This is a genomic window from Arthrobacter alpinus, from assembly GCF_001294625.1.
GTDB classification, from domain to species: Bacteria; Actinomycetota; Actinomycetes; order Actinomycetales; family Micrococcaceae; genus Specibacter; species Specibacter alpinus_A.
The window spans coordinates 917,003-930,067 of sequence record NZ_CP012677.1; the positions used below are offsets into that span (position 1 = coordinate 917,003).

13 protein-coding genes are annotated in these 13,065 nt (G+C 63.0%); 11 read left to right on the plus strand and 2 right to left on the minus strand.

Translation table 11 applies throughout. The annotated features are described in order from the left end of the window. The first annotated feature begins 16 nt into the window (after positions 1-16). The 4 genes from AOC05_RS03970 (at position 17) to AOC05_RS03985 (ending at position 4,655) form a co-directional block, all read left to right on the plus strand. On the plus strand, positions 17-2,923 hold the full coding sequence (locus AOC05_RS03970; RefSeq protein ID WP_062005869.1) for an FtsK/SpoIIIE family DNA translocase: 2,907 nt from the start codon (positions 17-19) through the stop codon (positions 2,921-2,923). A gap of 45 nt (positions 2,924-2,968) precedes the next feature. Next, on the plus strand, positions 2,969-3,580 hold the full coding sequence (gene pgsA, locus AOC05_RS03975; RefSeq protein WP_062005871.1) for a CDP-diacylglycerol--glycerol-3-phosphate 3-phosphatidyltransferase: 612 nt from the start codon (positions 2,969-2,971) through the stop codon (positions 3,578-3,580). Positions 3,581-3,588: 8 nt separating this feature from the next. Continuing rightward, positions 3,589-4,086, plus strand: a complete 498-nt coding sequence (locus AOC05_RS03980; RefSeq protein ID WP_231687176.1) for a CinA family protein — start codon at positions 3,589-3,591, stop codon at positions 4,084-4,086. A 128-nt stretch (positions 4,087-4,214) separates the two neighbouring features. Next, positions 4,215-4,655 (plus strand): helix-turn-helix domain-containing protein, encoded by a 441-nt coding sequence (locus AOC05_RS03985; RefSeq protein ID WP_062005875.1) that lies wholly within the window; start codon positions 4,215-4,217, stop codon positions 4,653-4,655. A 137-nt stretch (positions 4,656-4,792) separates the two neighbouring features. On the opposite strand, the gene AOC05_RS03990 is transcribed toward AOC05_RS03985, so the two are convergent. Further along, the gene (locus AOC05_RS03990) at positions 4,793-5,293 is read right to left on the minus strand and encodes a MarR family winged helix-turn-helix transcriptional regulator (protein ID WP_062005877.1); all 501 of its coding nucleotides are present in this window, start codon (positions 5,291-5,293) and stop codon (positions 4,793-4,795) included. A gap of 59 nt (positions 5,294-5,352) precedes the next feature. On the opposite strand from AOC05_RS03990, the gene AOC05_RS03995 reads away from it, so the two are divergent. From AOC05_RS03995 to dapF, 7 genes are all read left to right on the plus strand, one after another. Then, positions 5,353-5,574, plus strand: coding sequence for a DUF3046 domain-containing protein (locus AOC05_RS03995; protein ID WP_062005879.1), 222 nt, complete (start codon positions 5,353-5,355; stop codon positions 5,572-5,574). 317 nt (positions 5,575-5,891) lie between these two features. After that, positions 5,892-6,944: a recombinase RecA gene (gene recA / locus AOC05_RS04000; RefSeq protein WP_062005882.1), complete on the plus strand. Its 1,053-nt coding sequence runs from the start codon at positions 5,892-5,894 to the stop codon at positions 6,942-6,944. 9 nt (positions 6,945-6,953) lie between these two features. After that, complete coding sequence (locus tag AOC05_RS04005; protein ID WP_062005884.1) at positions 6,954-7,493, plus strand: regulatory protein RecX; 540 nt, start codon at positions 6,954-6,956, stop codon at positions 7,491-7,493. A 27-nt stretch (positions 7,494-7,520) separates the two neighbouring features. After that, positions 7,521-8,780 carry a hypothetical protein gene (locus tag AOC05_RS04010; RefSeq protein WP_231687177.1) on the plus strand — a complete coding sequence of 420 codons (1,260 nt, stop codon included), beginning with the start codon at positions 7,521-7,523 and terminating at the stop codon, positions 8,778-8,780. A gap of 149 nt (positions 8,781-8,929) precedes the next feature. Next, the gene (gene miaB / locus AOC05_RS04015) at positions 8,930-10,426 is read left to right on the plus strand and encodes a tRNA (N6-isopentenyl adenosine(37)-C2)-methylthiotransferase MiaB (RefSeq protein ID WP_231687218.1); all 1,497 of its coding nucleotides are present in this window, start codon (positions 8,930-8,932) and stop codon (positions 10,424-10,426) included. Continuing rightward, positions 10,423-11,364, plus strand: coding sequence for a tRNA (adenosine(37)-N6)-dimethylallyltransferase MiaA (gene miaA / locus AOC05_RS04020; protein ID WP_062005889.1), 942 nt, complete (start codon positions 10,423-10,425; stop codon positions 11,362-11,364). The genes miaB and miaA overlap by 4 nt, the downstream gene beginning before the upstream one ends. Before the next feature lie 45 nt (positions 11,365-11,409). After that, positions 11,410-12,330, plus strand: a complete 921-nt coding sequence (gene dapF / locus AOC05_RS04025) for a diaminopimelate epimerase (RefSeq protein ID WP_062005891.1) — start codon at positions 11,410-11,412, stop codon at positions 12,328-12,330. Here dapF and AOC05_RS04030 read toward each other — a convergent pair. Further along, positions 12,323-12,910 carry a class I SAM-dependent methyltransferase gene (locus AOC05_RS04030; protein WP_261388237.1) on the minus strand — a complete coding sequence of 196 codons (588 nt, stop codon included), beginning with the start codon at positions 12,908-12,910 and terminating at the stop codon, positions 12,323-12,325. The genes dapF and AOC05_RS04030 overlap by 8 nt on opposite strands. Positions 12,911-13,065 lie beyond the last annotated feature (155 nt).

Below are 13,065 nucleotides of genomic sequence, written 5' to 3' on the forward strand. Positions count from 1 at the left end.
GGGTAGCGTTGGGCGTATGGCGACTCGTTCTTCCCCCGCTCGCGCGTCCGCCGGCAAGCAAGGCGGCGCTTCGGCGCGCCCTGCCAAGACCGCCACAACGCCGAGCCCCCGCAGCAAACAACCAGCACCGGCACCGGATGCGCACCTGATCTGGCCTGTTCGCATGGTGGTCGGGGCCTGGCAGGGTGTTGGCCACCTGATAGGCGGCGCCGTGCGACGCATGGGCACCGACGTCAGTCACCTCCCTGCCGGTGAAAGGCGTGACGGCAGCGGTTTGTTCTTCATCCTGCTCGCCACCGTCATCGCCACCTTTGAGTGGTGGGGCCTTACCGGGTGGCTGGCCACGGGCGTCCACGGCGTCTTCCAAGGCACTTTTGGCTGGTTCGCCGCCATGCTTCCACCCATGCTGCTCGTCTTTTCCATCCTGGTTTTCCGCCAGCCCACCAACATCCGCAGTAACAACAGGGTGGCGATCGGCTTTGCCCTGATGACCCTGGCCGGCTGCGCCCTGGCTCATGTGGCTGGCGGGACGCCCGACGCGGCGGACGGCTTTGCCGGCGTGAGCCGCGCCGGAGGCATGGTCGGTATGATCGCCGGCGGCCTCGTCGCAGCAGCCAGCCCGGTCCTGGCCATCGTGGTCTTCTCGGTGCTCGCCTTCTTCAGCGTCTTGATTCTCACCGCCACACCCCTGCGGCACATCCCGTCGAGGCTGCGCGGACTCTATGAACAATTGGTGGGAGAGCCGGCCGCCCCGCGCGAACTGGACGCCAACGGGCACGACCAGAGCTACCTCTACGCCACTGAGAAAGCCGTGGCCGGGCCCAAGAAACCCCGCGGGCGGATGGGTCGAAAGAAGGAAAGCGACGCCGCGGAACCCGGCTATGAAGGGGACAGCGCGTTCGAGACAGCGCTGGTGGACATGTTCGACGACGACGGCACGTCGACGTCGTCGGCCGCCCCGTCGCTGCCACCGGGGGTCCGGCGGCCCACACGAGACGAACTGGCGGCGGATGCTATCAAGGCCCGTCAGGGACTGCCCACCTCCACGGACCTCTACGACGTTGCCGATAGCAGTCCGGTGACCGAGGCGATCGGCGTCGTCGGTGCCCGGTCCCTGGCCGTCAGTGCGGACACCTCCGACGGCAATCCCACACCGTACGTTCCCGCCCCGCCAGTGGGCCCCCCTGCCCCTATCCCAGCACGATCGGAACAACTCCAGCTCTCCGGCGACGTCACCTACACCTTGCCAGAATCGGACTTTCTGCCGGCAGGCCCGCCCGGGAAGGAAGCCACCGAGGCCAACGACGCCATTGTGGCAGCCCTGACAGACACCTTGCAGCAGTTCAACGTGGACGCCGCAGTGACCGGCTTCAGCCGCGGCCCCACCGTGACCCGGTACGAGATCGAGCTCGCCCCCGGTACCAAGGTCGAACGCGTCACCGCGTTGAGCAAGAACATCTCCTACGCCGTGGCGTCCTCGGATGTGCGCATCCTGAGCCCCATCCCGGGAAAGAGCGCCATTGGCATTGAGATCCCCAACGCGGACAAGGAGATCGTGGTCCTGGGCGACGTGCTGCGCTCGGCCAACGCCCGACGCACCGACCACCCCATGGTCATGGGTGTGGGCAAGGACGTGGAGGGCGGCTTTGTGGTCGCCAACCTGGCCAAGATGCCGCACCTGCTCGTGGCTGGGGCCACGGGAGCTGGAAAGTCATCGTTCGTGAACTCCATGATCGTCTCGATCCTGATGCGTTCCACGCCCGACGAGGTGCGCATGGTCATGGTGGACCCCAAACGTGTGGAACTGACAGCCTACGAAGGCGTTCCCCACTTGATCACCCCCATCATCACTAACCCCAAGAAGGCCGCCGAGGCGCTGCAGTGGGTGGTGCGGGAAATGGACCAACGCTACGACGATCTCGCCAACTACGGGTTCAAACACATCGACGAGTTCAACAAGGCAGTCAAAGCCGGCAAGGTCCACCCGCCCGAGGGTTCCAAGCGGATTGTGCGCCCCTACCCGTACCTGCTGGTCATCGTCGACGAGCTGGCGGACCTGATGATGGTGGCCCCACGCGATGTGGAGGATTCCATTGTCCGTATCACCCAGTTGGCCCGTGCCGCCGGCATCCACCTGGTGCTGGCCACCCAGCGGCCCTCCGTGGACGTGGTGACCGGCCTGATCAAGGCCAACGTGCCCTCCCGCATGGCGTTCGCCACCTCCTCCGTGACCGACTCACGCGTGGTGTTGGACCAGCCGGGTGCGGAAAAGCTGCTGGGCCAGGGCGACGCCTTGTTCCTACCTATGGGTAAATCTAAGCCCATCCGTGTCCAGGGCGCTTGGGTCACGGAGGCCGAGATCAAGCGCGTCGTGGACCACGTCAAGGGCCAGCTGAAAGCCACCTACCGCACAGACGTGGCAGTTGAGGCGCCCAAGAAGGTCATCGAAGATGACATCGGCGACGACCTTGACGTCCTGCTGCAGGCCACCGAACTGGTGGTCACTACGCAATTCGGCTCCACCTCCATGCTCCAGCGCAAGCTCCGCGTGGGCTTCGCCAAGGCCGGCCGGCTCATGGATCTGCTTGAATCCCGCGGTGTGGTGGGTCCCTCCGAGGGCTCTAAGGCCCGTGACGTGCTGGTCAAGCCCGACGACCTGGGCGCGACACTGGCCGCGATCAGGGGTGACGGGGCCCCGGAGGCCGGGCAGAGCGGCGAGGGGGCCGGCGTCGAACGCTCTACCGAGAGCACCATCGCCGCTGCCCTGGCCGAGAACGCAAACGCCAACCATGGCTGGGGCGGGGACCTGGTGGCCGATGACCTGGCCAACAAGACCGAATCCGTGAACTATTACGACGGCGCCGACACCCCGGGCCAGGACGAGGACGGCGGTGATGACGCATGGTCGCTGACCGGACGCTAGCCACCTGGGCGCCCCTGCCCGAACAATTGCAGATACCCTTGCACTGTGAATGATTCCGTGGCGCCAGGCCCCACCACCCCCAGCCCGTCCAATTTGAACCTGCCCAACGCCTTGACGCTTTTGCGCATTGTGATGGTGCCTTTCTTCATCTGGGCCTTCGTGGCCGACGGCGGACACTATGGCTCCCTGCGTTGGGCGGCGGTCGTCCTCTTTGTCGTGGCCATCTACACCGACAAGCTCGACGGCGACATCGCCCGGGCGCGCGGGCTCGTCACCAGCGTTGGCAAGATCGCGGACCCGATCGCCGACAAGCTGCTCATCGGCTCGGCCCTGATCATGCTTTCGGCTGTCGGGGAGCTTTGGTGGTGGGTCACCATCGTGATGCTGGTGCGTGAAGTAGGGATTACCTTGTTGCGTTTTGTGGTGATTCGTTACGGTGTCATGGCCGCCTCAAAGGGTGGAAAACTTAAAACAGTGCTCCAAACCCTGGCCATCTTTGTGTACCTGCTCCCGGTGACCCCTGCCGTACCGTGGATGTCCGTGGTGGCGTTGGTCATCATGTTGGTGGCGCTGGCTGTCACCGTTGTCACGGGCGTGGACTACGTCATCAAGGCTGTACAACTGCGCAATGCCGGACGCCGGAACCGAACGGTTTAGGTCTGCTGATGGGAGTTCCGGGAATGGATTTGGCGGCGTTGGTGGCGGATGCCACCTCGGCGGGACTGAGCGTATCCACCGCGGAGTCGCTGACCGGCGGCATGTTGGCTGCGGCCATCGTTGAGATTCCTGGCGCGTCAGGGATGTTCAACGGCGGCGTCATCGCCTACCAGAACTCCGTAAAGATCACGGCGTTGGGTGTGCCGGAGGAACTTCTGGCCGAAACGGGTGCCGTCAACGCGCAGGTGGCGTGCGCCATGGCTTTGGGTGCTTGCCGGGCGACAGGTTCCCGGGTGGGGCTTTCCACCACAGGGGTGGCAGGCCCGGACCCCCACCAGGGCAAAGAGGTGGGACATGTCTACCTCGGCGTTGCCTTTGACGGAGCCGCCCAGGCCTACGAATATCACTTTGGCGGGGACCGGGCCATGATCCGCCAACAGGCAACGGATGAGGCGTTGGCACTGTTGCAACAAGTAGTCAATGCGGCTCGGGAACAAAAGTTGTAACCGGATAGTTAGTCATAGTGAACGCAATGCTTGGTGTTCCCCTCTAGGATAGGAACACCAAGTGGGCGTAGTCTTTTCGGATCAGCCGAAGAAGACGTACCGACGTAATGAGGAGCAAGGCGATTCCGATGGTGAAACAACCCGTATCCGTAAACGGCGTAGTGCGCTGGCGGGATGTGGGTTTGGCAGATGAGGCGAAGCATCAGCAGAAGGAGCGCAAGATGGTGGTATTACGCCACGAAATTGGGGACGTTCTGCGAGATGTACGTCAACGCCAAGGCCGCACACTCCGTGAAGTCTCACACAATGCACGTGTCTCACTGGGCTACTTGAGCGAAGTGGAACGTGGACAAAAGGAAGCCTCCTCGGAGCTGCTGTCCTCCATTTGTTCCGCTCTTGAGGTGCCTTTGTCAATCATGCTCCGTGAAGTGAGCGACCGTTTGGCCATTGCCGAAGGCGTGGCTGTCCCGGACACTGTTCCTCAGGAATTTGCGGCACGCTATGGCCGTGACCTCAATGAGGAACTCTCCGATGAACTGCGCAAGGGCCTGATGTCCAACGCATTCTAGCCCGTGCCTGACAAGTACTGTCCGAGACTGGCACAAGGCTAGGCTCGGACCCTAAATATTTCACCGGTTGCCCATTAACAGGCGGCCACAAGAGTGGATCCGCCCCCTTTCGGTGCGGATCCACTCTTGTTATAAGCTCACCCCAGGTTGGCACCTTCTTTGCCTATGTTGTTCAGTTTGGCTAAAAGTGTGGCCAAGGTGGTGAGCTCTGCCGTATCCCAATGCGAGAGAAGGCTGTGGAAGGCCTCTTGCCTTCCGGCGTGTAGAGCCCACATCTTGCTTATACCGGCAGGGGTCAGCACAATCAATTGGGCGCGGCCGTCTGACGGGTCAGAGAGCTTGCTGACCAGGCCCAAGCGTTCTAGGAAGCTGATCTGACGGCTCACAGATGGTTTCCCCACACCAATATATTTGGCCAGCTCCGTCAGTCTCAGGCCGCCCTGGTTCATCAACACTGACAAGAGGCCATAGGCTGCCGGCTCCAGATCCGGATGCACCTTTCGGGCCAATGCATGGTTGATGGAGCGCGCCCGGCGCCATAGGAGTCCGAGCTGGAATTCCACATCCTCGATGGCGGCATTCATTTCACTAGGATCCGGCGGTGGGCCGTCCGGGGAAGGTTTTGCGGCTGTGGTCATGGCATCAGTCTAAGGTGCCACCAGACTCACAAGGGTACTAATCGTGAGACAATGGTGGCGTGCGAGTAAGCGAGTTTTGGCGATTGATGGATGATGAATTTAGTGCCGGGTATTCCCGTGTTCTGGCCCGGGACCTGGTGCTTAAAGGGGTGGGTGGAAATACTGCCGCCGATGCTTTGGGTGCCGGATTTGACCCGCGGGAGATCTGGCTTGCCGTGTGCGAGATGCAGGATGTCCCCTTTGCCCGGCGTTTGGGCCGTGACATTCCCTTGAAGGGGTGATCTAGCTGTGCAAGGCAAAGCCGGCCCGACGACACGCCACACAATAGTTCGAATATCTGTTCGATCAGATCTAGTATTGACTCTAGTATTGACTACAGGACGCCTCAGTGGAATGAAAAGTTGTCCACAATTTTCTCCTTGAAGCGAACTCCGGACAGACAATGTCGGAGCCTTGAACTAGCGTTTGAGGTGACGGCAAAAGCTCCCACGGCTGCTCCGTTGAAACAGCAGAACGCAACAGACCACTAACCGTTTACAACGCAAGCCGCGTTGTTGATGGGCCGAAAAACGGCACAGATGAAAGACCGAGGTGAATCATGGCCGCTCCCGCAGACCGTGAAAAGGCGCTGGCAGCAGCGCTGGCCCAGATTGACAAGCAATACGGCAAGGGCTCAATCATGCGCTTGGGTGATGAGGTCCGGGCGCCCATTGAAGTGATTCCCACAGGCTCCATCGCCTTGGATGTTGCCTTGGGCATTGGTGGCCTGCCGCGCGGGCGAGTCGTGGAGATCTACGGTCCGGAATCCTCCGGTAAGACCACGCTGGCCCTGCACGCCGTTGCCAGCGCCCAAAAGCTCGGTGGAATTGCCGCGTTCATCGACGCCGAGCACGCCCTCGATCCCGACTACGCCGCCAAGTTGGGCGTGGATGTTGACGCGCTCCTGGTCTCCCAGCCGGATACCGGTGAGCAGGCCTTGGAGATCATGGACATGCTGATCGGTTCAGGGTCACTGGATGTCATTGTCATTGACTCCGTGGCCGCTCTGGTGCCCCGCGCCGAAATTGAAGGCGACATGGGCGACAGCCACGTGGGCCTGCAGGCCCGCTTGATGAGTCAGGCGCTGCGTAAGATCACCGGCCGCTTGAGCCAGACCAAGACCACGGCCATCTTCATCAACCAGCTGCGTGAAAAGATCGGTGTGTTCTTCGGTAGCCCCGAAACCACTACCGGTGGCAAGGCGCTGAAGTTCTATGCCTCCATCCGGATCGACGTCCGCCGTATCCAGACGTTGAAGGAAGGCGCCGACGCGGTAGGTAACCGTACCAAGGCCAAGGTCGTCAAGAACAAGATGGCACCGCCGTTCAAGATCGCCGAGTTCGACATCATCTATGGTGTCGGGATTTCCCGCGAGGGTGGAATCATCGACATGGGCGTGGAGCACGGGATCATCAAGAAGTCCGGTTCCTGGTACACCTACGACGGGGACCAGCTGGGCCAGGGCATGGAGAACTCCCGCCGCTTCCTGAAGGACAATCCGGAGCTGGCCGACGAGCTCGAACGCCTGATCAAGGCCAAGCTGGGTGTCGGTGTCACGCCGGCAGCCGAAGAGGAAAAGGCTCCCAAGCTCAAAGCAGTCGACGGTTTCTAACAGCGCACCATGAACGCGAAGAGATCAGCCGGGGAACCGGCCGTCGATGCCAATCCGGCGTCGACGGCCCGGGCTATCGTCCTGCGCCAGTTGACCAATTCCCCCAAGAGCCGCCACCAGCTGGCCCAAAAACTAGCTGAACGTGACATTCCCAGGGATGTCATCCAAACGGTGCTTGACCGCTTCGAGGAGATAAACCTCATCGACGACACCGAGTTTGCGCAGCTGTGGGTGCGCAGCCGGGCTCGGAACAAGTCCCTTGCCAGGGGCTCCCTCAAACGCGAACTGGAGGAGAAGGGCATTGCCCCGGAGCTAGTTGAGGACGCGTTGTCCCAGGTCAGTGACGCGGACGAGGACGCAGGGGCACGGGCGCTGGTGCAGCGGAAGCTCGGAGCCGCCAAAAACCTCGCGGATAGGGCCGAACGGGATAAATTCACCCGCCGCTGGGTGGCGATGCTGGCCCGCAAGGGGTACAGCCCCTCCTTGGCGTTTGTGGTGGTTGGACAGGTCATTGATGAGGCCTTGGCGGACGAGCCTTCCTTTGAGTAGCGGGCTTTCGCGTTATGCTAACCATCTATGACTACTCTTTCGCGTTCCGACCTCCGTGCCATGGCAGCTGCCGTTGCCGCCGGGTTGGTCATGGTCTGCGGTGTTTACGCGAGTCCAGCGAATGCAGACGACAGCCCGCCCCAGGGATTTCCCAGCTGGTCGGATGTGCAAGGCGCCAAAGGCAACGCAGCCGCAACACAGGCGCAAGTGTCCAAGATCAATGGGTTGCTTGACGGTCTGGAAGATCAGGCAGGCGTTCTTGGTGGTGCGGCCGTCGCCGCGGGGGCTCGCTACGCCCTGACGGAACGCCAGTTGGAGGTCGTCAGCTCGCGAGTGGACGTCCTTTCTGCCCAGGCCGAGCGGGCATCCAAGGTGGGGGACAAGTACCGCCAGGAAGCCATTGCCGTGGCTGTCCAGAGCTACAAGTCAGGTGGTACCGACTTAGGGGTCTTCGCGTCGATTTCGGCCCTGAGTTCTCAGGAGACACTTGACGGATTGGGCCTTTTGCACATAGTCGGCTCGCAAGCGGCAGCGAAACAGATCAACGCACAGAACGCCGAATCCGTAGCCTTGGCACTGACTAAAAGCGTGCAAGCCGCCCAGAGCGAACGCAGCAAGCTGGCCAACGAAGCAAAATTCCAACTCGACGCCGCTGTTCAGGCACGAACAGCGGTAACTGAACAGCTGGCGTCCAAGGAAAAACAAAGCAGCACGCTCGTGGCGCAGTTGGCGTCCTTGAACAACACCACAGCCGAGGTGGAAAACCAGTATCGCCAAGGCCAAACGGCATTGGCTGCGTACAACGTGGCCCAGGCCGCGAAGGAGAAGGCGGCCGCCGACGAAGCCGCCCGGCGCAAGGCCGAACAGGAGGCAGGGGCAAACACCCCACCCAACCCCGGCCCGCCCACTAATCCCAACCCTGGCGCAGGCACCCCGCCTCCGGAGGTCGTGTTGCCAGTTATCCCCGGTGGCGCCGTCAACGACCCGGGCGGTGCGCAAGCCTACGCGGCAGGCCGGATGGGCGCCTTCGGTTGGGACCAGGGGCAGTTCTCGTGTTTGGTGCAGTTGTGGAACAGGGAATCCAACTGGCTCACCACCGCCACCAACCCGTACAGCGGAGCCTATGGCATCGCCCAGTCCCTTCCGCCGGGAAAGTACGCCTCCGCCGGCAACGATTGGCTGACAAATTACCGCACCCAGATTGAATGGGGTCTGGGCTATATCAAAAACCGGTACGGTTCCCCGTGCGGTGCCTGGGCCCACTCGGAAGCCGTGGGCTGGTACTGACCACCAGCCTTTCCCTGGCCGGTTTAGTTGAAAATCACTGCAGGTCTTAAGCTGGTGGGGTGACCCTGACTCAAGACAGCGTTGATATCTCCGCGCCCTCCCGCACCGGCCTGCCCCGCACCTATGAGGTGCGCACCTACGGCTGCCAGATGAACGTCCACGACTCCGAGCGCATGGCCGGGCTGTTGGAGGCCGCCGGCATGGTTCCCGCAAAGGACGCCGGCCAGATACCCGTCACGGACGCCTCCGGTGACACGGTGCTCACCGGGGCCATTCCCGATGTCATCGTCATCAACACCTGTGCGGTGCGCGAGAACGCCGACAACAAGCTGTACGGGAACCTAGGCATGCTGGCGCACATCAAGGAATCCAACCCCGGCATGCAGATTGCCGTGGGCGGCTGCCTGGCGCAGAAGGACCGCGACACCGTCCAAAAGCGGGCACCCTGGGTGGACGTGGTCTTTGGGACCCACAACGTCGGCGCCCTGCCGGTGCTGCTGGAACGTGCGCGCCACAACGCCGACGCGCAAATGGAAATTCTGGAATCTCTTGAGGTGTTCCCTTCCACCCTGCCCACCAAGCGGGACTCCGTTTACGCCGGTTGGGTGTCCATTTCCGTGGGCTGCAACAACACCTGCACGTTCTGCATTGTGCCGTCCCTGCGCGGGAAGGAACGTGACCGACGGCCCGGGGAGATCCTCGCCGAGATTCAGGCGCTCGTGGACGACGGTGCCATTGAAGTGACGCTGTTGGGCCAGAACGTGAACTCCTATGGTGTGGAGTTTGGTGACAAACTCGCGTTTGGCAAGCTGCTACGGGCCTGCGGTGCCATTGAAGGCCTGGAACGGGTCCGCTTCACCAGCCCGCACCCGGCCGCGTTCACCGATGACGTCATTGCCGCCATGGCTCAGACACCGAACGTGATGCCGCAACTGCACATGCCCCTGCAATCAGGCTCCGACAAGGTCCTGAAGGACATGCGCCGCTCGTACCGATCGAACAAGTTCCTGGGCATTCTGGACAAGGTTCGTGAACAGATTCCGAACGCGGCCATCTCCACCGATATCATCGTTGGTTTCCCGGGGGAAACCGAGGAGGACTTCCAGGCGACGTTGGACGTCGTGGAAAAGTCACGGTTTTCCACGGCCTTCACCTACCAGTACTCCAAGCGGCCCGGCACCCCCGCAGCGGATCTGCCTGGCCAGCTCTCCAAGGAAGTGGTGCAGGAGCGTTTCCTGCGCCTGACAGCCCTGCAGGACAGGATCGCCGCCGAGGAAAATGCCCTGCAGGTTGGCCGCGAAGTGGAAGTCATGGTCACCGCAGGCTCGGGGCGCAAGGCCGCCCAGACGCACAGGCTCTCGGGCCGGGCAAAGGACCAGCGCCTGGTGCACTTCAGCGTCCCCGAGGGTGCCGCCACCCCCCGACCCGGCGATCTTGTCACTGTCACCGTCACCGACGCGGCAGCGTTTCATCTGGTGGCGGACCCGCCCAGCATTGCGCAGTTCCACCTGCGCCGCTCGCGCGCCGGCGACGCCTGGGATCTGGCACAGGCCGCATCCTGCGGCGTTCCCGCACCTAGTTCGGGTCCCGGTGTGGTGAAGGGTGTTTCCCTTGGGATGCCTTCGCTGCCTGTGCGCACCGCGTGAGCGGTCCCGCGCCAGCCCATCAAGAGTTTCCCGTCCTGCCGGTCGTCGCCGTCGTCGGCCCCACAGGGTCAGGAAAATCTGAGCTTGCCCTCCAGCTGGCCGAACGTTTCAACGGCGAGGCGGTTAACGTCGACTCCATGCAGTTCTACCGCGGCATGGACATTGGCACCGCCAAGCTGCCCGTGGCCGAACGGCGCGGCATTGCGCACCACCTGATGGATTTCCTCACTGTGCGACAGGACACCACGGTTGCGCAGTTCCAGGGCCTGGCCCGGGCTGCCATCGCCGACATCCAGGCCCGCGGGAAACTGCCCATTCTTGTCGGCGGCTCGGGCCTGTATGTCCGCGCGGCCGTGGACGTCCTGGAATTTCCCGGTACGGACCCGCAACTCCGGACACGCCTAGAGGACGAGTTGGAACGCCAAGGCGTGGACGCCCTGGCCGCCAGGCTGGCACTAGTTGACCCCGTCTCAGCCGCACGCATCAGCGACGGCAAGCGGTTGGTGCGTGCTCTTGAGGTGCAGGAGCTGACGGGGCGGCCATTTAGCTCCTTCATGCCAGAGCGCCAGTACGTCCAGCACACCGTCCAGATTGGGCTCAACGGGGACCGCGCAGCCCTGCACGACCGGCTCGCTGCCCGCGTCCACCGCATGGTCGCCGGGGGATTGGCGGAGGAGATCCAGGCCTTGATCCCGCAGGGCCTGCGCGAGGGGCGCACGGCGCACAAGGCGCTGGGCTACCAGCAGTTCCTGCGCGTCATCGACGGCGAATCCACTGTGGCCAAGGCCACGGAGGAAACCATTGTGGGCACCCGGCAGTTCGCCCGCCGCCAGGTGACCTGGTTCAACGCCGATCCGCGCGTGCAGTGGCTGGACTGGGACCAGCCCAATGTTGGTGATGCCGCAGCCGAGCTGGTCCGGCGCACCCTGCAGCCCTGAGCCGGCCGGCCCCCGCCGTCGCCGGTGTGCCATAGGCTTGTATCCATGACTGAACCCCACGCCTCCCTCACCGGCATGCGCTTCTCCAAAGGCCACGGCACCGGGAACGACTTTGTTTTGCTGGCCGATCCCGACGGTGACACACAGATCAGCCCGGAGCAGGTGGCTTTTTTGTGCGATCGCCACCGCGGCATTGGCGGTGATGGGCTGATCCGTGCCGTCCGCTCAATGCACCTGCCGGAGGGCGTGGCCCTGCTGGCCGGCAACCCTGGCGCCGAATGGTTCATGGACTACCGCAACGCTGACGGTTCGCTCTCGGAAATGTGCGGCAACGGGGTGCGCGTGTTTGTGCACTTTCTGATCGAGCAGGGCCTGGTGGTGCTACATCCCGGGGATGAGCTGACTATTGGCACCCGCGGCGGTGTCAAGGTGGTGGCACGCACCGGGTACGGCTACCGTGTGGACATGGGGCCATGGGAGTTCATCTTCCCTGACAAAGCTGCGGAACGGGGCATGGATTCACTCGTCGAGGCGGCCGGGCTTGCCGTGGCCCGCCCCGCCCTTTCAGTGGACATGGGCAACCCGCACACGGTGGTGGCTTTGGCCGACGCAGCCGAGCTCGAGGGAACCAATCTCAACCAAGCCCCGTCGGTGACTCCGGTGCCCCCGCACGGCACCAATGTCGAGTTTGCGGTGCCTGCTGAGCCTTTGGTGAGGGACGACGTCGGGCACATCAGTATGCGCGTCCACGAGCGTGGCGTGGGGGAGACGTTGTCCTGCGGCACCGGAGCCTGTGCCGCGGCCGCCACCACCCGGTTCTGGGCCGGCGCGGACGCCCCGGACACGTGGGAAGTCACCGTGCCCGGCGGTGTTGTGGGCGTGCGCTTCTTCCCGGGGCTTGACGGCCGCGAGCATGTGGAACTGAGTGGGCCGGCCATTATCGTGGCCAGCGGCGTCCTCAGCTGAGGACGCGGGTCACCCGAAGGATGCGGAACGCCTTGTTCGTCGAGTCGCGGGAGACCTTGAAACCAGCCTCAGGAAATCTTTGGGCCAGTTCAAGTGCCAGCCAGCGCTGCAACGAATCAGCGCCCAGGTTCTTTTGCACTACCAGGTAGGCGTTGCCGCCAACGGCCAGGCGGGGCAGCCACATCAATAAGATCGAATGCAGCTCTTCCTTACCCACACGGATGGGCGGGTTGGACCAGATCGTCTCAAAGCGCAGCTCGGGGTCCACAGCGTCGGGAGTCGATGCGCGGACATTGGCCAGGCCAAGGGCTTTGGCGTTCTCACTGGTCAGGCCGATGGAGCGCTCATTGACATCCACCGCGTACACCGTCGCGGCGGGGGAGCGCAGGGCCAGTGTCAGGGCCACAGGACCCCAGCCGCAACCGACGTCGAGCAAATTGCCGTCCACCGCGGGCGGCGGGGCCTCGGCAAGCAAAATGGTGGTGCCCTTGTCTACCCCGTCGGGACTGAAAATTCCCCCCGCCGTCTGCAGTTGCCGTTTCTCGCCGGCTAAAACCACCGTGAGGGGCCGCCGTTTCATCGGAGCCGACGGCTGTGAAGTGAAATAATGATCTGCGCCCTGAGTACCCATAGTCATGCCAGATTAGTGCGAAACAGCCCCAATCGGTATCTAGGCACACCTAAGGGCCCCTGCCCCGCCAGCTTTGTCCACAGCCGTAGACGGCAAAGGTGTGC